The 21,677-nt window shown below is 69.4% G+C and carries 21 protein-coding genes; 8 read left to right on the forward strand and 13 right to left on the reverse strand.

All coding sequences use genetic code 11. From position 1 onward, the window contains the following. Positions 1-232 precede the first annotated feature (232 nt). Positions 233-577 carry a hypothetical protein gene (locus AB5J53_RS27605; protein WP_369248342.1) on the reverse strand — a complete coding sequence of 115 codons (345 nt, stop codon included), beginning with the start codon at positions 575-577 and terminating at the stop codon, positions 233-235. Positions 578-780: 203 nt separating this feature from the next. Here AB5J53_RS27605 and AB5J53_RS27610 point away from each other — a divergent pair, with 203 nt between their 5' ends. Next, positions 781-2,736, forward strand: a complete 1,956-nt coding sequence (locus AB5J53_RS27610) for an amino acid transporter (RefSeq protein WP_369248343.1) — start codon at positions 781-783, stop codon at positions 2,734-2,736. Between the two features lie 164 nt (positions 2,737-2,900). Here AB5J53_RS27610 and AB5J53_RS27615 read toward each other — a convergent pair whose 3' ends face one another. The 3 genes from AB5J53_RS27615 to AB5J53_RS27625 all read right to left on the reverse strand — a co-directional run bounded on the left by AB5J53_RS27615 (position 2,901) and on the right by AB5J53_RS27625 (position 6,087). After that, positions 2,901-3,668, reverse strand: a complete 768-nt coding sequence (locus tag AB5J53_RS27615) for a transglutaminase domain-containing protein (protein WP_369248344.1) — start codon at positions 3,666-3,668, stop codon at positions 2,901-2,903. A 65-nt stretch (positions 3,669-3,733) separates the two neighbouring features. Beyond that, positions 3,734-5,224 carry a sensor histidine kinase gene (locus AB5J53_RS27620; protein WP_369252505.1) on the reverse strand — a complete coding sequence of 497 codons (1,491 nt, stop codon included), beginning with the start codon at positions 5,222-5,224 and terminating at the stop codon, positions 3,734-3,736. Between the two features lie 74 nt (positions 5,225-5,298). Continuing rightward, a complete protein-coding gene (locus tag AB5J53_RS27625; protein WP_369248345.1) occupies positions 5,299-6,087 on the reverse strand; it encodes a response regulator transcription factor in 789 nt (262 codons plus the stop codon). A gap of 256 nt (positions 6,088-6,343) precedes the next feature. Between AB5J53_RS27625 and AB5J53_RS27630 the strand changes: the two genes are divergently transcribed. After that, positions 6,344-6,868: a GNAT family N-acetyltransferase gene (locus AB5J53_RS27630; protein ID WP_369248346.1), complete on the forward strand. Its 525-nt coding sequence runs from the start codon at positions 6,344-6,346 to the stop codon at positions 6,866-6,868. Between the two features lie 9 nt (positions 6,869-6,877). Here the strand turns inward: AB5J53_RS27630 and AB5J53_RS27635 are convergent, their stop codons facing one another. Genes AB5J53_RS27635 through AB5J53_RS27645 form a run of 3 tightly spaced genes read right to left on the reverse strand, consistent with a single transcriptional unit; the run spans position 6,878 to position 10,176 of the window. Further along, positions 6,878-9,136, reverse strand: a complete 2,259-nt coding sequence (locus tag AB5J53_RS27635) for a protein kinase (protein WP_369248347.1) — start codon at positions 9,134-9,136, stop codon at positions 6,878-6,880. A gap of 3 nt (positions 9,137-9,139) precedes the next feature. Continuing rightward, positions 9,140-9,319, reverse strand: coding sequence for a DUF397 domain-containing protein (locus AB5J53_RS27640; protein WP_369248348.1), 180 nt, complete (start codon positions 9,317-9,319; stop codon positions 9,140-9,142). Between the two features lie 11 nt (positions 9,320-9,330). Next, entirely contained in the window at positions 9,331-10,176 is an 846-nt protein-coding gene (locus AB5J53_RS27645) for a helix-turn-helix domain-containing protein (protein WP_369248349.1), read from the reverse strand. Positions 10,177-10,463: 287 nt separating this feature from the next. Here AB5J53_RS27645 and AB5J53_RS27650 point away from each other — a divergent pair, with 287 nt between their 5' ends. Beyond that, a complete protein-coding gene (locus AB5J53_RS27650) occupies positions 10,464-10,853 on the forward strand; it encodes an ATP-binding protein (protein ID WP_369248350.1) in 390 nt (129 codons plus the stop codon). 4 nt (positions 10,854-10,857) lie between these two features. Here the strand turns inward: AB5J53_RS27650 and AB5J53_RS27655 are convergent, their stop codons facing one another. The 6 genes from AB5J53_RS27655 to AB5J53_RS27680 form a co-directional block, all read right to left on the reverse strand. Further along, on the reverse strand, positions 10,858-11,523 hold the full coding sequence (locus AB5J53_RS27655) for a class F sortase (protein WP_369248351.1): 666 nt from the start codon (positions 11,521-11,523) through the stop codon (positions 10,858-10,860). A gap of 134 nt (positions 11,524-11,657) precedes the next feature. Then, complete coding sequence (locus AB5J53_RS27660) at positions 11,658-12,239, reverse strand: hypothetical protein (RefSeq protein ID WP_369248352.1); 582 nt, start codon at positions 12,237-12,239, stop codon at positions 11,658-11,660. 462 nt (positions 12,240-12,701) lie between these two features. Further along, a complete protein-coding gene (gene lysA, locus AB5J53_RS27665) occupies positions 12,702-14,102 on the reverse strand; it encodes a diaminopimelate decarboxylase (protein WP_369248353.1) in 1,401 nt (466 codons plus the stop codon). A gap of 13 nt (positions 14,103-14,115) precedes the next feature. Further along, complete coding sequence (locus AB5J53_RS27670) at positions 14,116-14,532, reverse strand: SAV_915 family protein (protein WP_369248354.1); 417 nt, start codon at positions 14,530-14,532, stop codon at positions 14,116-14,118. Positions 14,533-14,709: 177 nt separating this feature from the next. Then, entirely contained in the window at positions 14,710-15,528 is an 819-nt protein-coding gene (locus AB5J53_RS27675) for an SAM-dependent methyltransferase (RefSeq protein ID WP_369248355.1), read from the reverse strand. A gap of 163 nt (positions 15,529-15,691) precedes the next feature. Then, positions 15,692-16,327, reverse strand: a complete 636-nt coding sequence (locus AB5J53_RS27680) for a hypothetical protein (protein WP_369248356.1) — start codon at positions 16,325-16,327, stop codon at positions 15,692-15,694. Between the two features lie 408 nt (positions 16,328-16,735). Between AB5J53_RS27680 and hemL the strand changes: the two genes are divergently transcribed. The 5 genes from hemL to AB5J53_RS27705 all read left to right on the forward strand — a co-directional run bounded on the left by hemL (position 16,736) and on the right by AB5J53_RS27705 (position 21,672). Beyond that, complete coding sequence (gene hemL, locus AB5J53_RS27685) at positions 16,736-18,052, forward strand: glutamate-1-semialdehyde 2,1-aminomutase (RefSeq protein WP_369248357.1); 1,317 nt, start codon at positions 16,736-16,738, stop codon at positions 18,050-18,052. Beyond that, entirely contained in the window at positions 18,049-18,741 is a 693-nt protein-coding gene (locus AB5J53_RS27690; protein ID WP_369248358.1) for a histidine phosphatase family protein, read from the forward strand. The genes hemL and AB5J53_RS27690 overlap by 4 nt, the downstream gene beginning before the upstream one ends. Before the next feature lie 210 nt (positions 18,742-18,951). Beyond that, positions 18,952-20,199 carry a hypothetical protein gene (locus AB5J53_RS27695; RefSeq protein WP_369248359.1) on the forward strand — a complete coding sequence of 416 codons (1,248 nt, stop codon included), beginning with the start codon at positions 18,952-18,954 and terminating at the stop codon, positions 20,197-20,199. 66 nt (positions 20,200-20,265) lie between these two features. Further along, positions 20,266-20,889, forward strand: a complete 624-nt coding sequence (locus tag AB5J53_RS27700) for a TlpA family protein disulfide reductase (RefSeq protein WP_369248360.1) — start codon at positions 20,266-20,268, stop codon at positions 20,887-20,889. A 21-nt stretch (positions 20,890-20,910) separates the two neighbouring features. Next, a complete protein-coding gene (locus AB5J53_RS27705; RefSeq protein WP_369252507.1) occupies positions 20,911-21,672 on the forward strand; it encodes a cytochrome c biogenesis CcdA family protein in 762 nt (253 codons plus the stop codon). The last annotated feature ends 5 nt before the right edge of the window (positions 21,673-21,677 follow it).

Here is a 21,677-nt window from a genome sequence, read left to right on the forward strand (position 1 = left end):
CGGCGCGGCCGCGGACCGGGCGGCCTGCGCCCGGGCGGAGCGCCGACCGGTCCGCGCCGAGGCTGTGAGACAGTCCTGACCCCCGCAACCCCACTGCGTGAAGAACCGGCCGTGATCGTCACGAGCCCCTCCAGCGGCATGCCACGGACGCTCGCCCGTGTCCCCCGTGCCGCTCAGTCTGCGACCGGTTTCGGCCACGACTGTCGTCCCTTGACGCCCTCCTGATGCCTCCTCAGGCGACTTTGACGGCGCCTTGACGCGTCCGGCTCGCGCCGTTCAGCCGAAGAACCGGACCGGCAGGCCGACGGGATACGTCCCCCTCGCCAGCGAACCCGACGCGCTCGACGGCGTCCCGGTCGACGGCGAGGGTGAGACCCTCGCCGCGCAGCGGCAGCAGCTGTTCGAGGATCACCTCGGTCTGCAGGTTGGCGAGCGCGGCGCCGATGAAGGGGTGCGCGCCGTGCCCGTATGCGATGTGCCCGGCGCCACGTGCCACCTCCCGGGTGAGGTCGAGCCGCCCGGGGTCTTGGAAGGTGCCGGGGGCACGCTTGGCGGCATGCTGTGCGCTGCGCCGCATGGTGCGGGGATGCGGGGGATCAGGACGGTTTCACCGCCCGGGAAGCGTGACCGGGGAAGGGCGCGACCGGCCGGTCTTAACGCAGTCTTGACGCGTTTGGCCCAGTTATCCGTGGGCCCGGGGATCACTCCCTGCATACGCTGGTCCTGCCGTGTCCTCGATGGCCGGAAACTTTCGAAGAGCCGTACGTCAGGAGCACGCCGATGGCCGCCACCGACCACGACGCCCGCACGAGCCGCTTGCGCGGGTGGATGCTGGAAGGCCTGTCCGACATGGCCAGGCACCAGCAGGGGCAGCGCGCCGTCGAGCCGGAGCCCGCGCACAAGGGACAGCGCTGGTGGCGGGTGATGTGCCTGACCGGCGTCGACTACTTCTCCACCCTCGGCTATCAGCCGGGCATCGCAGCCCTGGCGGCCGGTCTGCTGTCCCCCGTGGCCACCATCGTGCTCGTCATAGTCACCCTGGCGGGCGCACTGCCCGTCTACCGGAGGGTGGCCGAGGAGAGCCCGCACGGCGAGGGTTCCATCGCGATGCTGGAGCGGCTGCTGTCCTTCTGGCAGGGCAAGCTGTTCGTCCTCACCCTGCTCGGCTTCGCCGCCACCGACTTCCTGATCACCATCACCCTCTCGGCGGCGGACGCCTCCACCCACCTCGTCGAGAACCCCCATCTGACCGCCACACTCCACGACAAGCAGATGCTGATCACGCTGATCCTGGTCGCGCTGCTGGGCGCGGTCTTCCTCAAGGGCTTCCTGGAGGCGATCGGGGTGGCCGTGGTCCTGGTGGCGATCTATCTGGGGCTCAACACCGTGGTCGTGATCAACGGACTGTGGCATGTGATGTCCGCAGGGCATGTGGTCACCGACTGGTCCAGCGCCCTGACCGCCGAACACGGAAACATCTTCGCGATGATCGGGGTGTCCCTGCTGGTCTTCCCGAAGCTGGCCCTCGGTCTGTCCGGCTTCGAGACCGGTGTGGCGGTCATGCCGCACGTCGAGGGCGACCCCGGGGACACCGAGGAGAACCCCAAGGGCCGTATCCGGGGCACGAAGAAACTGCTGACCACGGCCGCCCTGATCATGAGCGTGTTCCTGATCGCCACCAGCTTCATCACCACCGTGCTCATCCCGGAGAAGGAGTTCGAGTCCGGCGGCCAGGCCAACGGCCGTGCGCTGGCGTATCTGGCGCACGAGTACCTCGGCAACGCCTTCGGCACGGTCTACGACGTCTCGACGATCGCCATCCTGTGGTTCGCGGGAGCCTCCGCCATGGCCGGGCTGCTCAACCTGATGCCCCGCTATCTGCCCCGCTACGGCATGGCCCCGCACTGGGCGCGCGCCGTCCGCCCCATGGTGATCGTCTTCACCCTGGTCGCCTTCCTGGTCACCTGGATCTTCGACGCCGACGTCGACGCGCAGGGCGGCGCCTACGCCACGGGTGTCCTGGTCCTGATGTCCTCCGCGGCGATCGCGGTGACCATCGCCGCACGCAAGGCCCAGCAGCGCAACTGGACGATCGCCTTCGCCATCGTCTCGGCGGTCCTCCTCTACGTCACCGTCGTGAACGTCATCGAACGCCCCGACGGCGTGAAGATCGGCGCCTGCTTCATCGCCGGCATCATCCTCGTCTCGCTCCTGTCCCGGCTGGCCCGTGCCTTCGAGTTGCGCGTCACCAGCGTGAAGCTGGACGACCTGGCGGAACGTTTCGTACGGGACATCGCCAGCCGGCGGATCCGGTTCATCGCCAATGAGCCCGACAACCGCGACATCACCGAGTACCGGGAGAAGGTCGAGCAGATCCGGGCGGACAACGACCTCCCGGCCCAGGAGGACTTCGTCTTCCTCGAGGTCACCGTGCTCGATCCCTCGGAGTTCGAGGCGGGCCTGAACGTACGGGGCGAGGTCCTCCACGGCCGCTACCGCGTCCTGACCCTGGAGTCCTCCTCCATCCCCAACGCCCTGGCCGCCCTCCTCCTCCACGTCCGCGACTCCACCGGCTGCACCCCCCACATCTACTTCGAGTGGACCGAGGGCAACCCCTTCACCAACTTCTTCCGCTTCTTCCTCTTCGGCCAGGGCGAGGTCGCCCCCGTCACCCGAGAGGTCCTCCGCGAGGCCGAACCCAACCGCTCCCGCCGCCCACGGGTCCACGTCGGCTAGGTCGGCGGTTTTCGCCCCCCTCCGCCCCTGCCCGGGCTGGTCGCGCAGTTCCCCGCGCCCCTTTTCAGGGGCGCGGGGAACTGCGCGATCTTTTAGCGGGGGTCTGGGGGCGCAGCCCCCAGGTACGGGAATGGGTAGGGGCGGAGGGGGCGAAAAACCTTTCCTCAGCCCCTGCCGACGCGAGCCCCCGCGCTCCACCGCCCCAGCACCGGCTCCGCGAGTGTCCGTGCCGCCAGGCACAGGGTCTGGCCGTGCCGGGCGAAGAGTTCGTCGCGGGAGGTGAAGTGGCCGAGGTCCAGGCGGACTTGGGCTGAGAGGTCGCAGACGGTGCCCGGGGCGCCGGCGCAGCTCGCGGCCGTCCCGCCGTCCGAGTCCACCGCCGTACGGGCCACCGCGTCGAAGAGGGTCTCACCGCCCTTGTTGGTGAAGCCGCCGGACGCCGCGCTCAGCTCGGTCAGGGTTCCGAAGAGCTCGGCGATCGGGACCCATTCCTCTTCCAGGAGGAACTCGGGCCATGCCAGCAGGACCTGCTCCGGTACGAGCGGCTTGAGGCGAGGGAAGCGCGGATACCAGAAGGAGCCGTCCACCAGCAGTCCCCGCACCCGGGTGGGAACGTCCAGCGCCCGCGCGACCGCTTCGAGCACCGCCATCCGCTGGCTGCACGACCCGCGCCCGAGCTCCAGTGTCCTTGAGGCGCGGCGCAGGTCGTCCACGGAATACACGGGCCGCACCTCGCGCGCGATGGTCCCGTGGGCCTGGCGCAGCGACTCGCGGACGTCGCCGTTCGCCGGGATCCGCTCCACCAACTCCCGGACGACCGGGTGTTCCCAGTCCAGGATCGCGGTGGGCCGGGTCGAGCCGGGTACGGGCTCGGGCGTCCTGACCCGTACGGCATCCGAGCGTCGGCACGGCATCAACAAGCGGCTGGTCATGTCCGCGCCCCCCATATCCCCGTGGCTGATCCCCAGCCATCATCACACGGGCCCGGCCCACGAGTTCAGGACCGCGGGAGGACCAGCCGGAACGTACAGCCCTTCCCCGGCGCGGTGTCCAGTTCCAGCCGGCCGCCGTGCCCCTGCGCGATCGCGGCGGCGATGGCGAGCCCGAGCCCGCTGCCGCCCTGGCTGTGCGACCGGGACCGGGACCGGTCCACCCGGTAGAAGCGCTCGAAGACGCGCTGGGCGTCCTCGGGGTCGAGCCCCGGCCCCTCGTCGGCGATCTCCATTACGCCGACGGCAGTTCCGTACGGCAGAGGCGGTGACGCGCCGACGCGGCCGGGCCGGTCCGCCCCACCGGTGTCCGGGCCGGCCCGAACCGCTCCGACGCGTACGTGGACCGGGGTGCCCGCGGGAGTGTGCGTCCGCGCGTTGGACAGCAGGTTCTCGACGACCTGCCGCAGCCGGTGCGGATCGCCGACGGTCTCCACCAGCTCCAACTCGTCCCCCCTGCGCAGCGGATCGAGGCCGATCGGGCGGCCGCCGCTGCCCAGGGCGGCGGCGCTCACGGCGTCGGCGGCCAGCGAGAGGAGGTCGACGGGATCCCGGCGGTAAGAGGGTTCCTGGTCGAGTTGGGCGAGCAGTTGCAGGTCGTCGACGAGCAGGCTCATGCGTTCCGCGTTCTGGGCGATCAGCCGGTTCGCCTCGCGTCTGCCCTCGGCGGACTGCTGCTCGTGGCGCAGTGCCAGTTCGGCGAAGCCCTGGATCGTGGTCAGCGGCGTACGCAGTTCGTGTCCGGCGTCGGCGACGAAGCGGCGCAGCCTGGCCTCGGAGGTCTCGCGTTCGCGCAGGGCACCCTGGAGCCGTTCGAGCATGGTGTTCAGGACCCGGCCGAGCCGCCCGGTCTCGGTGCGCTCGTCGGTGTCGTGCAGCCGCAGGTCGAGGTTGCCGTCGGTGATGTCCGCGGCGGTGTGTTCCATCCGGGTCAGCGGCAGCAGCCCGAGCCGTACGACCCAGCGACCGAGCAGCACGACGCAGGCGATGGTGAGGGCGAGCAGTACGCCGTCCACCAGGAGGATCTTGGAGGTGGCACCGTCCACTGTGTCCATGGGCAGCGCGACGACGGCCTTCATGCCGTCGGGGCCGTTCCGCAGGACGACCCGCCAGTGGCCGCCACCCGACGTGGCGGGCACGGTGGTGGGCCGCCCCGCGGTCAGGCCGAGGTCGTCGGCGTCGGACGACAGGTCGGGTGCCGACGGCTGTGGGTCGCCGAGCGAGGCGCTCAGGAGGCGGCCGTCGGAGTCGTAGAAGGAGACCCGGAAGTCGGAGGGCAGGGAGCCGGGGGTGGTGAACCTGCTCGGGAACCCGTGTCCGCTCACCGCGTCGGCGTACGCCTTGACGGGCGTGCGGAAGCCGGTGAGCTGGTCGTCGAGGCCGTCCATCAGCCAGGACCGCAGGACGACGAAGCCGATGACCTCGGCGGCCAGCACCGCTGCGGTGGCGACGACGGTGATGCCGAGGACGAGACGGCGCCGCAGGGAGCGCGGCTTCATCCGTACGCGGAGCGGCTCCACCTGTACGCGGAGCGGCTCCACCCGTATCAGGCGCCGTACGGTCGACAGCCGCTTCACCGGCCGGCGGTCCGGTCCGCGGTCCGGTCGTGGCCGACAGTCCGTTCCGTGGTCCGGTCGTGTTCGTGCTCGCGGGGCAGCCGCAGGCAGTACCCGATTCCGCGGACCGTGTGGATGAGCGGCGGATCGAAGCGGTCGATCTTCTTGCGCAGGTACTTGACGTACGTCTCGACGATGCGCGAGTCACCGGCGAAGTCGTAGCCCCACACATGCTGGACGATCTGTGTCCGGCTCAGCACCCGGTTGGCGTTGGCCATGAGGTAGGCGAGCAGTTGGAACTCGGTGGGGGAGAGCGGCACGTACTGGTCCGCGCGGTGCACCTCGTGCGCGGCCTCGTCGAGCCGCAGGTCGGCGAAGAGCAGGAGGTTCTCGCCCGCGTCGCCGGACGGCGGCTCCTCCGTGCCGATGCGGCGCAGGATCGCCCGGATCCGCAGCAGCACCTCCTCGATGCTGAAGGGCTTGGTGACGTAGTCGTCCCCGCCGGACCTCAGCCCGGCGATGCGGTCGGACACGTCGATGCGCGCGGTCAGGAACAGTACGGGTGTGTTGTTGCCGCCCGCCCGCATCGCCCGGGTCACCTCGAAACCGTCCAGGTCGGGCAGCATCACGTCGAGCAGGATCAGATCCGGGCCGAACCGCTCGACCTCCCGCAGGGCGGACGCGCCGGAGTCCGCGCTGCTCACCTCGAACCCGGTGAGCCGCAGCGTGGACTCCAACAGGGCGCGAATGCTCGCCTCGTCCTCCACGACGAGGAGTCTGTGCTTGGGCGTGGAGTGCTCGGCCATGGCGCCGACTCTCCCCCCTCTTCATGAGGAGCCGCTTGCAGAAACCTGGGGGTTTCCTGAGAGCCGGCCATGCCGAAAGGCCCCGGGCTCCTCCACTGTGGGAGCCCGGGGCCTGCCCGCGCTGGACTGAGACGGGATGCACGGACCCTGGCCACGCTAGGGACGCGGTGTGGGAGACGCCGGGACGAATGCCAGGAGATCCCTGTGGAATGAAAATGGGAGGAATCGCGGCGGAGTTGGATGAAGACTGAACGGCATGACCCCTTTGAAGGAACAGCCCGGTCTCGTCTGGCCGACAGCGACGGTGCGGGACTCGTACCTGGCAGGTGAGCGTGCCGACTGCGAGGCGGAAGGACGCAGCACGGAGTGGCTCGGACCGGCGGGCGACGACTTCGAGGCGTTCGTCGCACAGCGGCGCGGCGTGCGGGAACGTTGGGGTGTCCCGTCCACCGTCTTCTGGTACGTCTCGGGTGAGCACTACCTCGGCACGCTCGTCGTCCGGCACAGCCTGACACCGGAACTGGCCGAGGTCGGCGGCCATGTCGGCTACCACGTCGTCACACCGTGGCGCCGACAGGGCCACGCCACGAGGATGCTCGCGGCGGGGCTCGCCGAATGCCGCCGTCTGGGCCTCGACCGCGTCCTGCTGACCTGCGACGCCGACAACGAACCGTCACGTCGGGTCATCCGGGCCAACGGCGGTGTGCCAGACGGTCGGGCACAGGGTGAGGACCGCTTCTGGATCACCCTTGGAGCCGCTGGAGCCGCCGGAGCGGCTTGATCATCTTGATCACCCGGTGAGCCGCTCGACCGTCCCCAGCTGCTTCCACCTGCCGCCCACGAGGCGGTCGACCCACACCGGACGGCCCTGCGCCTGATGCCCCTTGAAGGCGTAGTGCCCGAGGAGCCCGTCGGTCTCGACCGTCTCCAGGGTGGCCCGCAGCTGAGTACGAGCGCTGTCGGCGCCCGGCCGCTCACCGTCTCCGTCGCCGAGCACCTGGTCGATCCCGGCGGCGACGGCGAGCGTGGCGTCGTACAGCTCGGCCGTGCCGCGGTACTTCAGCAGTTTCTTCAGCTCGGCGTCGTCCGTGCACAGCTTGGGGAAATCCGTGCAGTCTGGCTTCTGCGCCTCGACGTTGAAGGTACGGAAACGGAGACTGCCGTCGGGCAGTTGCCTGTCCTCCCTGGCGAACATCTCGAAGTCGTCCGAGATGTCGCAGGCTGACGCGTAACTGGCGTGGACGGCGATCAGCGTGCCACGGCTCCGCACGGCCGGGACGATGTTCTCCTCCCCGCCGCCGGCCCGCAGATCCGCCACGGTCACGGCGTCCGGCCGCGAGGTGTTCAGGTCCGCCGCGATCCCGCTCGCGGTCATGTCGTCGGACTCCTTCTGCGCGGGCAACGGCAGCGCGGTCAGCCCGGCCGCGCGCAACCCGTGCCCGAAGGTGTCCTTGTCGGTGTCCGTGTCCCAGTAACTGTCCGAGGTCTCCACGACCTTGCCGACGCCGTACGCCCCCTTGAGATAGCGGCCCGCCTGCTGCCCCACCTCGAACTCCGTTGCGGGCAGGGCGTATTCGTAGTCCGGGCGTCCACCGTCTCGACAGGTGTCGACCATCGCCATCTGCGGCGACCAGTCGACCTTGGCGCTGGCGAAGTCCCCGATGTCGCCGACCATGGCGATCATCCCTGGGTGCTGCTCCAGCAGCTTCTCGGCCGGTGTCTGCCCGTAGTCCTCCACGGCGCTGACGTTCACGGGAATCTTCCGCTTCGCCCGCCGCTCGGCCTCCTTGAGCGCGGCCCTGACGACCTGGGTGCGGATCTTGGGCACCTGTCCGTCCTCGTCCTCTCCCCAGGCGTAACCCACGCCGAGCGTGTACGTCGTCGGGGCGGCCGAGGTCTTCCCGACGGCGGGGGCCTGGCCCTGGCCGTCGCTGTCGTCGCCGTCCGAGGACGACATGCCCAGGCCGATCCCGGCGGGAATGCCGACGGCGAGGAGCGCGGCGGCGGTCGCGAGCACGGGGGTGCGGCGAGGGCGGCGCGGGAGTTCCTTCGCGACCTCCCTGGACACCCGCTGCGGGGTGGGCGCGGGCGGTTTGGCGTCTTCGGGGCCTGATTCCCGTATGACTGCGGGTGCGGGTGCGGGTGCGGGTGCGGGTGCGGGTGCCGGTGCCGGTTCCGGTTCCGGAGCCGGTGTGGGAGCAGGAGGGGCCGGCGGCTGCACCACCGCTTCGATGCGCGCGAGCGCCGCCTCCGCGTCCGCGGGCCGGTCGTCCGGGTCCTTGGCCATGAGGTCGAGGACCAACCGGTCGACGGCGGGGGTGAGTTCGGTACGAGCCCGGCTCGGCCGCAGGGGCTCGTCGTGCAGATGGTTGTACATGATGCCCGCCGCGTCACCGACGAACGGGGGTCTGCCGACGAGGAGTTCGTAGAGCACGCACCCCACGGCATACAGGTCGGTACGGCCGTCCCCCCGCCGCTGGTGGAAGCGCTCGGGTGCCATGTACTGAACGCTGCCGAAGGGAAGCTGACCGGTGTGCGTCAACCGCGGGTCGGTGGCCCGGAATTCGGTGAACTTGGCGATCCCGAAGTCGACGATCTTGGCGGTGCCGTCTGTGGTGACCATGACGTTGGCGGGCTTGATGTCCCGGTGCACGACGCCGGCGGAGTGAGCGGCGCTCAGCCCCCGGCACACATCCGCGATCCACCGCAGCGCGTCCTCGACCGGGACGCGCCCGCTCTCCCGGACGATCTCCTCCAGCGTGCGCCCCTCGACGAGCGCCATCACGAGGTACGGGCTGTCGCCGTCCGTCCCGTGATCGTGCACGGCGACGATGTGGGGACTGTCCAGGGATGCGGCGACCCGGGCCTCGCGCCGGAACCGCGCGAGCGCCTCGTCGCGGTCGGCGTTGTCGTCCCTCGCCGCGAGAAGGATCTTGACCGCCACCTCACGGTCCAGCTCCTCGTCCCGGACCCGCCAGACCTCGCCCATGCCGCCGGAGCCGAGGAGTTCGATCAGTTCGTATCGGTTGTCGAGTCGTCGTCCGCGCACGGGTCAGGCTTTCACCGCGTTGAGCAGGGCGCGGAGGGCGCCGGGGGTTGGGCTGAGGATCGTGGTGGGGTGGTCGCTTTCTCGGAGGTGGAGGCTGGTGGGGGAGGAGGCTATTTCCAGGCAGTCTTCATCTTCGTCGCCTCCAGAGAACGACGACTTCTGCCAGTGGAGAGTGGGGGACATGTGGTGGCCTTTCACAGTTCCTGGGCGATACGGCGGATGAGGTCGAGTGAGGCGTCTTGCGTGAGCGCCGCGCTGTCGATGCGTTCGAGACGTGCGCGGTAGCGCTGCAGTTGGGCAGTGGCGTCGATGAACTCGGCGCCGTGTGCGGTGTCGATCTGCACAGTGTCCAGTTGAGGGACGACTCCGCCGATGTATTGCATGGAGTGCGCCGCGCCCGCGAAACCATCGGCGGTGAACGGGATCACGCGAAGGGTGATGGACTCCCGCTCGGACGTCTTGAGGAGATGCTCGAGCTGGCTACGGGCAATCTTGGGACCACCGACGCGCATGCGTAGTGCAGCTTCGTGGATGATCGCGTCGTACGGCGTCCCGGAGTCGAGTACTGCCTGGCGCCGCATTCGGAACGAGACGCGGATCTCCCTGTCACTCTCCGCAAGCTCCGGTTTCACGAAGGCCGAGGCCGCTCGCACGTGATCCTCGGTCTGCAGGAGGCCTGGGATGTGCACGGCCTGGAAGGTGCGGATGTACGAACCGTGGTGTTCCAGTTCGGCAAGGTCAAGGGCCTTGGGAGTCAGTACGCCTCGGTACTCCTCCCACCAGCCCTTGTCCCGCTCGTTTGCCATGTCGGCCAGCGCGTCGACGAGTTGGGCGTCATCGCAGGCGTAGATCATGGCGAGCCTGCGCAACCGCTCCTCGCTGACCCCGTTCTTCCCGGCCTCGATATTGCTGATCTGCGCCTGGCTCGTGCCGAGGAACTCGGCGGCGTCCCGGGACACCACACCGGCGGCTTCGCGCAGCTTGCGCAACTCCGCACCAAGACGCCCCTGACGTGCGGTGGGGATGGTCCTCGGTGGCATGGCGTCCTCCTTGTGATCGCCCCTGAGTCTGCCGCGTCGTCAACTCAACCACCACGGAGTTCAGGGCGATTCGGCCGACGCGGTTGCGGAATTGAAATTATCACCGCTACTGTCGTCCCGTATTCACGGAGAGTGTCGGACTGGTCACTCGGTCCGCAACTCTCCCCTGCGTACTGCCAGTTGGAAGTGCCACCACGGATCGTCGACACCCGGGGCGAGGCCACTAGCCCGGCAGAGAACCAACCACCCCCCCCAACCCCCCACCCACTCCCCGGAGTTGATGCCCCATGCCCGAATACGCCCTCCTCTGCCCACCCCTCGCCACATCCCCGTGCATCGCCCGCGACTTCGTCGCCTCCGTCCTCCGCGCTCAAAGGCTCGACGCCCTCGTCGACACGGCAACGCTCTGCACCTCCGAACTCGTCACGAACGCCTGTGTGCACGCGAAGGGCGACGGCTCGGCCCTGTGGCTGTCCGTGGAGCCCTCGCGGGTGCGCGTCATCGTGTACGACGGTGACGAGAATCCGCCGGTGACAAGGGAGCTCACCCCCGAGGGGTGGGAACAGGGCGGCCGCGGATTACACCTGGTGGACGCCCTCACGGACGGCCGCTGGGGCGCCGTCCCGTCTCACCCGGAGGGCAAGGCGGTGTGGTTCGACCTGTCCATGCCGAGGTGACGGGTCACTTGAGGTGGGCGAAGACCACCAGGTTCTCGGTGTAGTCCTTCGCGTCGTGGTCGTAGTCACCGGCGCAGGTGATCAGCCGGACCTGGGCGTCGGGGGTGTCGGCGTACACGCGCTTGTCGGGGAATTCGTCCTTCTCGAAGGTCTCGACGCTGTCGACCACGAACGAGGCCGTGCGGCCGTCGGCCCTTTTGACCTTGAACTTGTCCCCCTTCTCCAGCTCGCTGAGGCCCGCGAACACGGCGGCGGACGTGGCCGTGTCGACGTGCCCGGCGATGATCGCGGTACCCGCCTCCCCCGGGGACGCGCCGTCCGCGTACCAGCCGACCAGGTTCGTGTCGTCGGCGGGCGGGGGGTTGAGCTTGCCCGAGGAGCCGATGGAGAGGGTGGTGAAGGGGGCATCCACGGAGATCTTCGGAATGAGCAGCCGCGTCGGCTTGGACCGCGGCAGATGCCTTCCGCTCGACCCCATGGCCGACTGAGGGTGCGCCGTCGCGCTACCGGGCGCAGGGGAATCGTCGGACGCTTTGCCGGGGCCGCCCAACAGGTTCACCGCGAGGGCCAGGAGTACGACGGACCACACGGTCCAGGTCACGGCGCGGCGGAAGGTGTGCTTGGGCGGCACGGGTTCGGACTCGACGAGGGAGGACAACCGGGCTGCCATCGGGCACCACCTCACTGGGATCACGGCAGCGGATCGGATACGGCACGAAGAGAGCCAGCTGGGCCGCCGGAAAGTGCACGGGCGGCGGCCCAGGCTGTTATGTCATCTATGTCACCTATGTCGTCAGACATCGGTCAGGACACACCGCCCTCCGGACTCCTACGGCGCAGCATGTACGCACCCGCGCCGGCGACCCCAAGGACCGCCAGCCCGCCGGCCGTGACACCCGGCGATGCAAGCGCGCCGCCACCGGTGTGCATGCCGCCCTTGGGCTTGTCGCGGTCGGAGTCCGAGTCGTCCCCGTACGAGTCGTCCTTGCCGTAGCCAGAGCCGGAGTCGGAGTCCTTGTCCTTGTAGGTCTCCGGGTCGAACCTCTTGTCCCCGTCCTCCTTGCCCCCGTCATCGCTCTTGAGGGCGGTCAGCGCGCCGCCGCCGGTGTGCACGCCGCCCCTGGGCTTGTCGCGGTCGGAGTCCTCGGAGTCCTCGTCGTAGCCGGAGGAGCCCTTGTCGTGGTCGGAGTAGGAGTCGTCCTTGCCGCCGTTCGACTTGTCGTGGCCGGAGTCCTCGTCGTGGCTGCTGTCCTTGTCGTGCTCCTTGCTGTAGGAAGAGTCATCGCTGCTGTCCCGGTCACCCGCGGCGGCGTAGGCGCCTGGGGCGCCGATCGCCAGAGCGGCCGTGGCCGTGGCGGTGGCTAGGAGCATGCGGGCAGATCGCATCGTCGGTGTCCTTCCGTCGCGGCCGGGCTGCTGACACCGCGTCAGCGTGAGAGAACCAGGCCCCGACGTGATCCACCGTCAGGCCCTCCCGCCCCGCCCACCACTCGAACCGCTCACCTGGCGCACCCCCGAGGTCACACGCACGGGTGTTCCGCCGCCTGCCCCGCGGCCGTACGGATCACTTCTGACCTGGCGTTTCGCCTTAGCTCAGCGGCGGCGTTTCGGCGCGCGGCGCGCCGTAGGTATAACCCGATCGGTCGCAACACGACTGCGCACACGAGGCGGCGTCAGGACGAGGTGGAGCAGAGGGAGTCGCGGGGGAGAGCCGCCCATCGAACAGGGGTTGTGCAGTGATTTTCCGGGCCGCCCTTGGCATGCGCCGAACGGCGAGCGCCCGTGGCGCGCGCCGAGCGGCCTCCGCCGAGAGGGAGCTTCGACGGAGGCCCGGGGGCGGGCTCGGCGCTACAGGCCGATGTCCCGACGGCTCATGTCGTCCAGCGATTCACGGCGTACGAGAACGCGTGCCATGCCGTCGGACACCGCGACGACCGGAGGACGGCCGACCAGGTTGTAACCGGAGGCCATGGACAGGTGGTACGCCCCGGCCGCCGGGACGGCGAGGAGATCGCCGGGGCGTACGTCGCCGGGGAGCGCCACCTCGCCCGCGAGGACGTCGCCCGCCTCGCAGTGCCGGCCCACGACGGTGACGAGGCGGGGAGAGGCGGAGGAGCGGCGGCCGATGAGCCGGGGCGCGTACCGCACCCCGTACAGCGCGGGCCTGGGGTTGTCGCTCATGCCGCCGTCGACGGCGACGAAGGTGTGCTCCGCGGTGCGCTTGACGGCGAGGACCCGGTAGACGGCGACTCCGGCGGGTCCGACGACCGCCCGGCCCGGCTCCAGGGTGAGCCGCGGCACGGGCAGCTGGGCCTGTGCGCAGCCGTCCTCCAGTTCGGCGCGGACCCGGCCGGCCAGGACGGAGACGTTCATGATCTCCTCGCCGGGCCGGTAGGCGATGGCGTGGCCGCCGCCGATGTTCAGCTGAGGGAGGGCGACGCCGTGCTGGTCGCGGATGCGGGCCAGCAGCCCGACCAGCCGGCGCACCGCGGCGACGTACGGCTTGACGGCGGCGATCTGCGAGCCGATGTGGCAGTGCAGACCGACGAGTTCGAGGTGCGGCTGGTCGAGTATCCGGGTGACGGCGTGCTGCGCGGACCCGTCCGTGATCGACAGGCCGAACTTCTGGTCGCCGGTGCCGGTGCGCACCTTGGCGTGCCCGCCGGCCGCGATGCCGGGCACCACCCGCACCATGACCTTCTGGCGGGTGTCCGCAGGGGTGAGCGCGGCAAGGCGTGCGATCTCCGAGGTGCTGTCCACGACGATGCGTCCGACACCGAGGCGCAGCGCGGTGCGCACGTCCTCGGGGCTCTTGGCGTTCCCGTGCATCACGATCCGCTCCGGGGGGAAGCCGGTGGTGACGGCGAGCGCCAACTCGCCCGCAGAGCACACGTCCAGGCCGAGGCCCTCCTCCTGCACCCAGTGCGCGACCGCACGGCACAGGAAGGCCTTGGCCGCGTAGACGACATCGGCTTCGGGGAACGCCGTTCGGTACGTGCGGCAGCGCTCCCGGACTTCCTGCTCGTCCAGCACGTAGACGGGGGTGCCGAAGCGGTCGGCCGCCTCGGCGAGGGATACGCCGCCGACGGAGACGTCGCCGTCGGCTTCGGGGCGGGCGGAGCGGGGCCAGACGGAGAGACCGTCGGTGTCGCGGTCACTGCCACTGCTGCTGTCGCTGTCCTTGGTGCCGAGGAGGCGGGACAGCGCCTCGGGATCCGAGGGCAGGGACGAGGGAAGGGAAACGGTCATTGCGGGCGCCTCCTCAGCCGACCAGCAGGTTCAGACACGCGACGACAGCGGCGGCGCCTGTCGCCCGCAGGGCGCCGACGTGCTGGGGATGCCAGCGGCGCCAGGAGTTCTCGCGCTCACGGACCGCCGCAGCGGTGCGGTCCGCCGCGGGCGGGGAGAGCGGCGGGTCGACGGTGAGGGCCGTGACGCCCAGAGGCGCGGCGAGCGCGCGCAGCGCGGGTTCGGAGAGCCTGATGCAGGCCTGGTCCGTGCCCAGAGTGGCGGTGAGCTTCGCCGCCGAGGTGAATCCGACGGCCGTACGGCCGCCCAGGGGAGTGCGGAAGAACCGGGCCGTGCAGCCCGTGGGCCCCGACCGGACAGGGACGTAGAGAAGTCCGGCCGGGACGCGTTCAGAAGGCTCGGGGTCCTCGGAATGGTCGACTGGAGACATCGTGCTGCTCCTCGAAGAAGGCTTCGTGCGCCGCCGATCGATTCGGCCGGGCGCTTGGGTGAAAGCTTTGCCCGCCTGTCCGGAAATGGACCGCCCCGCTGACGGATGCTTGACGGGAAGCCCCGGACCCGTAACGCGATGCTGACGGAGCACGCAGATACCGAGGTCGGCGACCGGTCAGTCGTTCTTGCGGGCCACTCCGCCGTAGATGCCGATCGGCGGGGCGCCGTGCTTCGGGGGCTCGTCGGGCCGCCAGTCCGGGACCTGGACCAGGCCCGGGTCGACCAGGGTGAAGTCGCCGAAGAAGTCCAGGACCCGGGCGTGAGGGCGGAGATTCATGGTGGCGGTGGCCTTGTTGTAGACGGACGCCGCGTCCTCGCGCCGGTCCTCGTGGATGTCGCCCGTGGCGTGCGACAGGACGAGGTAGGAGCCGGTGGGCAGCGCGTCGCGGAGGGTGGCGACGATGCCGTACGGGTCTTCCGCGTCGGGGAGGAAGTGCACGACCGCCACCAGCAGCAGCGCCACCGGCCGGTCGAAGTCGATGACCTTGCGCACGTCGGGGTGGTCGAGGACGGCCCGGGGATCACGCAGGTCGGCGAGGACGACGGAGGTGTCGGTGCCGTCCATGAGGGCCCTCGAGTGCGTGCTGACGATCGGGTCGTTGTCGACGTAGGCGATGCGGGTCCGTGGGGCGATGGCGTGCGCGATCTGGTGCACATTGGGCTCGGTGGGCAGGCCCGTGCCGATGTCGAGAATCTGCCGGACGCCGCCCTCCGCGACGACGTGCCGGACGGCGCGGTGCATGAAGCGCCGGTTGGCGCGGACGCCCGCCCGCACCTCCGGGGCCACCTTGATGAACTGCTCGGCGGCCTCACGGTCGACCTCGTAGTTGTCCTTCCCGCCGAGGAAGTAGTCGTACATCCGGGCCGGGTGGGGCTTGCTCGTGTCGATCTTCGTCGACTGGGCGCCGCTGCCGCCGCTGAGGGGAGAGGTCATGATGCCGGGCTCCGTCCTGGACTCGTGTCCCGCCACCGAATGGCCCGCAGTGACTGACTGTCAGATCATCTTCCTGGCATGTCCGGGGTGCCGGTCGTCCTTCCCCGTGCTCGCCCGCCGCTCAGGGCACGTCAGTGCCCCCGCTCGAACCCTTGCGCCCGGCTCACGGCCACACAAGGCAGTACGGCTGGTGCCCCGCCTCATGCAGACGATGGCTGAAATCCTGCCACTCGTGCAGCAGCTGGTAGACGTTGAACGCGTCCCGGGGCCCGCCCCGGTCCGGCACGGTGGACCAGATGAAGGCGGCCGCGCCGACCGCTTCCTCGCCGATGCCGCGGAGGGGGTCCACGACGGTCATGGGGAGCTTGACCACCGCGTAGTCGGGGTGGAGGACGACCAGCTCCAGCGGGGGCACCTTGTGCAGGGGGACGCCCTCGATGCCGGTGAGGACCATCGCGGCCATCGTCTCCGGCTTGATCTTGGTGAACATGCCGTTCATGCCGAGCTCGTCGCCGCCGAGTTCCTCGGGGCGCATCGAGATCGGGACGCGGGCCGCCGTCGCTCCGTCCGGCGCGCCGAAGTATTTGTACGTCACCCCCACCCGGCCACCATTCCCGCTCCCCGCCCGCAGCCGGTCGACCGTGCGGTCGAGCCGCTCGGCGTCGCCACCCTGCGATCCTTGTGTCTGTCCGGCCCGGGTCTCGGCCGCTTCCTCCGCCTCGCGCCGGTGCCTTCCCCGCCGGGCACGCCGAGGACCGAGGTCATCGGTCCCCTCGCCCAGTCCGCCACCGCGATGCATATCTCCACCCGACTGCTTTTCTAAGGCGCGCGACCCCCGCCACGCAACCCGATCATCGTGACAGTGACCTCCCCCACGGCCGCACGCCGAAACGTGCGCTGAAACACCTGTCCGCAGGATCTTCGCGGGCTCTGAACACCATGAATCATGTGAGCTGTCCGTACGAAGTCCCAGTTTCGCAGATGGCCGGGGGACCGTGCCCGGTTGTCGTAGCGGGCATCGGCCCACGGCGCTCTGCGATGGCCGGGATCTTCCGTATGTAGGAGCCGTACGTCGAGCGGCGATCCTACGTTCACCGCTCCCGCACTCTTGCACGCACGTCGCCCCGCTTCCGCTCACGGCCGCCCGGAGCCGCTGGCCTACCCTGAGGAGGTCACTAGCCCCACGGAGTCGGAGACGTCGCAGGTCATGACAGAACTGCCTTATCCCTACGAAGCCCCAGCCTCGCAGTCGCTGTTCGACCGTGCGGCGGCCGTCACACCCGGCGGCGTGAACTCTCCCGTGCGCGCCTTCCGCGCCGTGGGCGGTACGCCTCGGTTCATGGTGTCCGGTACCGGTCCGTACCTGACCGACGCCGATGGCCGTGAGTACGTGGACCTCGTCTGTTCCTGGGGGCCGATGATCCTCGGGCACTCCCACCCCGAGGTCATCGCCGCCGTCCAGGAGGCCGTCTCCCGCGGTACGTCCTTCGGTACTCCCGGTGAGGGCGAGGTCGCGCTCGCCGAGGAGATCGCCGCACGCGTCGAGCCCGTCGAGCAGGTCCGGCTCGTCTCCAGCGGCACCGAGGCGACCATGTCCGCCATCCGTCTCGCCCGCGGGTTCACCCGGCGGGCCAAGGTGATCAAGTTCGCCGGCTGCTACCACGGGCATGTGGACTCGCTGCTCGCCGCGGCGGGCAGTGGCGTGGCGACCTTCGCGCTGCCCGACACCCCCGGCGTCACCGGAGCCCAGGCCGGCGACACCATCGTCCTTCCCTACAACGATCTCGAAGCCGTGAACGCCGCCTTCCACGCGCACCCCGGTGAGATCGCCTGTGTGATCACCGAGGCTTCGCCCGGCAACATGGGTGTGGTGCCTCCCGCGCCCGGTTTCAATCAGGGCCTCAAGGACGCCTGCGCCAAGAACGGCGCCCTGTTCATCTCCGACGAGGTCATGACGGGCTTCCGCACCAGCAAGGCCGGTTGGTACGGGATTGATGGGGTACGTCCGGATCTCATGACCTTCGGCAAGGTCATGGGCGGTGGCTTCCCCGCCGCCGCCTTCGGTGGCCGCGAGGACGTCATGGCGCACCTCGCTCCCGCGGGGCCGGTGTACCAGGCGGGCACGCTGTCGGGTAACCCCGTCGCGACCGCCGCCGGGCTCGCCCAGCTGCGGCTGCTCGACGACGCCGCGTACGAGAAGATCGACGCGGTGTCGGAGCGGATCCGGACGCTGGTGACCGAGGCGCTCACGAAGGAAGGCGTGGCGCACCGGCTGCAGAACGCCTCCAACATGTTCTCCGTCTTCTTCACCGGGCGTCAGGTGCGCGACTACGAGGACGCCAAGGGGCAGGAGTCCTTCCGGTACACCGCGTTCTTCCACTCGATGCTGGCGCAGGGCGTGTATCTGCCGCCGTCCTCCTTCGAGTCGTGGTTCGTGTCGACGGCCCATGACGAGCGGGCGGTTCAGCGGATCGCCGACGCCCTTCCGGCGGCGGCGCGGGCAGCGGCGGAGGCCACGGCATGAGTGATCACATCAACAACAGCGACATCACCGTCGTACACCTGATGCGGCACGGCGAGGTCGCCAACCCGGACGGGGTGCTGTACGGGCGGCTGCCCGGCTACCACCTGTCCGAGCTCGGGCGGCAGATGGCCGACCGGGTCGCCGAGCACCTCGCCTCGCGTGATGTCACGCATGTCGTCGCCTCGCCGCTGGAGCGGGCACAAGAGACGGCCACGCCGATCGCCAAGGCGCACGGTCTGGACCTGGCGACCGACGAGCGGCTCATCGAGGCCGACAACGTCTTCCAGGGCAAGACGTTCGGGGTGGGGGACGGCGCACTGCGGCGGCCGGAGAACTGGAAGCACCTCGTCAACCCGTTCAAGCCCTCGTGGGGTGAGCCGTACGTCGATCAGGTCGTACGGATGATGGGGGCGCTGGATGCCGCCAAGGACGCCGCCCGCGGGCATGAAGCGGTGCTGGTCAGCCATCAGTTGCCGATCTGGATCGTGCGGTCCTTCGTGGAGAAGCGGCGGCTGTGGCACGACCCGCGCAAGCGGCAGTGCACGCTGGCGTCCCTGACGACCTTCACCTACCGGGGCGACAAGATCGTGTCCGTGGGCTACACCGAGCCCGCCCGCGATCTCGTGCCGGCCCATCTCCTCGCGGGCGCCAAGCCGGTGAAGGGGAAGGACAAGGCGTTCGGCGCGTAACGGCCGTGGAGTGGAACTGACGCGGGAGTGCGTACGTCTCTGCTAAGGCGTACGCCCCGTCACAAAGCGTATGGGTTCGTGCTATATGAGCGTAACTTCGTAAAAACAGATAAATATGCGGGAGTTTGACGGAACCTCCGTCTTCATCGCGCCCTCTCAATAGGTGCCAGCTGGGAGCCAGCTGAGAGGGCGCGATGAAATGGGGACCGCATGCGGGACATCAGCCGGAGGGGAATGATCGGCCTCGGGGCAGGTGCCGCGGCCGCGCTGGGACTTGCCGCGTGCGGTACCGCACAGCTAGACGGTCCGAGCCGGGGCGGAGGTTCCAGGAGTGGGCAACCCGGCGCCCCCAAGCACCCCGCGCGTCTCATCGGTGACGGCTCCACCGCCTACACCGGCAAGCAGCCGAACCAGCCGAGGAGGCCCGGGCCGCTGGAGCCCGGCGAGACCCCTCCGCAGTTCGTGATCTTTTCCTGGGACGGCGCCGGAGAGGTCGGGACCGGTCTCTTCGACCGCTTTCTCGAACTCGCCAAAGACCACGAAGCGCACATGACGTTCTTTCTCTCCGGGCTGTATCTGCTGCCCGAGTCGAAAAAGCGCATGTACTTGCCGCCCAATAACCCCCGGGGCGCCTCGGACATCGGTTATCTCACCGACGACCACGTCAAGGCGACGCTGAAGCTCGTCCGCCGGGCCTGGCTCGACGGTCATGAGATCGGCACCCACTTCAACGGCCACTTCTGCGCGGGATCCGGCACGGTCGCCAACTGGACGTCCGCGCAGTGGCGCAGCGAAATAGACCAGGCGAAGTCCTTCGTCAAGGAGTGGCGGACCAACACGGGCTGGACCGATCTGCCCGCGCTGCCCTTCGACTACGAGAAGGAGCTCATCGGCGGCCGCACCCCGTGTCTGCTCGGCCAGAACAACCTGCTGCCCACCGCCAAGGAACTCGGCTGGCGTTACGACGCCTCCTCGCCCGGCGGCCGTCAGCGCTGGCCGCAGAAGAACCAGGGCCTGTGGGACCTGCCGCTGCAGGCGATGCCCTTCCCGGGGCACACCTTCGAGGTGCTCTCGATGGACTACAACATCCTCGCCAACCAGTCGATCAACTCGACCAAGGCGCCCTCCTACAACTACCCGGCCTGGCGCACCCAGGCGACGAACTCCTACATCGCCGGTTTCAAGCGGGCATATGAGACAAATCGTGCACCCTTCTTCATCGGCAACCACTTCGAGGAGTGGAACGGCGGCATCTACATGGATGCAGTTGAAGAAGCGTTCAAGCACATCGCGCGTGAGAAGGAGAAGGGCGCGGACGTACGCCTCGTCTCCTTCCGGCAGTTCGTGGACTGGCTGGACGTGCAGAAGCCCGAGGTGCTGACCAGGCTCCAGTCGCTGGACGTGGGGCAGCAGCCGGCCGGCGGCTGGAAGTCCTACCTGGGTGGACAGGCCGCCTGATATGCGGGTTTCCGCCCGCAAGGGGGGTGCGGAAGATCCTCGAAACGGGCATGCGAAACTTTTCACATGAGTGCCGCCTGCCGTGCCGACCAGCGCCCGAACCGCACCCGTAGCCGCGCCGCCCTGCTCGCCGCCGGGGCCGCCGTCGCCGCGCTCGTCCTGTCCGCCTGTGGCTCCGGGGGCACCTCCGGGGGAGCGGGCAACACCAACTTCGTGGCCGGCAAGAACGGTGTCGACACCGCCGCCAAGGGGGAGCGGGCGGCCATCCCCGACCTCTCCGGCAAGACCATCGACGGCAAGCAGCTCGACGTCCGCGAATACAAGGGCAAGGTCGTCGTCCTCAACGTCTGGGGATCCTGGTGCGGGCCCTGCCGCGCCGAGGCCAAGAACCTGGAGACGGTGTATCAGGACACCAAGGGCAAGGGCGTGCAGTTCGTCGGCATCAACACCCGCGACACCAGCACCGGCCCGGCCGTGGCGTTCGAAAAGGAGTTCGGGGTCACCTACCCGAGCTTGTACGACCCGACGGGCAAGCTGATGCTCCGCTTCAAGAAGGGCACGCTGAACCCGCAGTTGATCCCCTCCACGCTCATCATCGACCGGGACGGGAAGGTCGCGGCCCGGACACTGCAGGCTCTCAGCGAAGACAATCTGCGCAAGATGCTCGAACCCGTCCTCGCGGAGAAGTGACCTGACGTGTCCCTCCTCGCCATGACCCTGGCCGAGTCCACCGGCAGGAACGAGACGGTCTACAGCGGCGCCCTGCTGGTCGCCCTGCCGATCGCCGTACTCGGTGGACTCGTCTCCTTCTTCTCGCCGTGCGTGCTGCCGCTGGTACCCGGCTATCTGTCGTACGTCACCGGGGTCAGCGGCACCGATCTGGCGGAGGCCAGACGGGGGCGGATGGCCGCGGGCGCGGGACTGTTCGTGCTCGGCTTCACCGTCGTGTTCGTCTCGGGCGGGGCACTCTTCGGGTACTTCGGCGCGACCCTGCACGAGCACCAGGACACCCTGTCCAAGGTGCTCGGCGGCCTCATGATCCTCATGGGTGTCTTCTTCATGGGGATGATGCCGTGGCTCACCCAGCGCGAATTCCGCTTCCACAAGCGGCCGGTGGCCGGTCTGGTGGGCGCGCCACTGCTCGGCGCGCTCTTCGGGATCGGCTGGACCCCCTGCATCGGCCCGACCCTCGCCTCCGTGCAGGGCCTCGCGATGAATCAGGCGAGCGCCGGACGAGGGGCCATACTGACCGTCGCGTACTGCCTCGGTCTCGGTATCCCCTTCGTCCTCGCCGCGGTCGCCTTCCGCAAGGCGCTCGGCGCCTTCGGCTGGGTCAAGCGCCACTACACGTGGGTGATGCGGATCGGCGGCGGCATGATGATCGCGACCGGTCTGCTCCTGCTCACCGGTGCGTGGGACAGCATCGTGCAGCAGATGCAAACCTGGTCCGACGGCTTCACGGTAGGGATCTGACCCAT

It is taken from the genome of Streptomyces sp. R41 (assembly GCF_041053055.1).
Classification (GTDB): Bacteria; Actinomycetota; Actinomycetes; order Streptomycetales; family Streptomycetaceae; genus Streptomyces.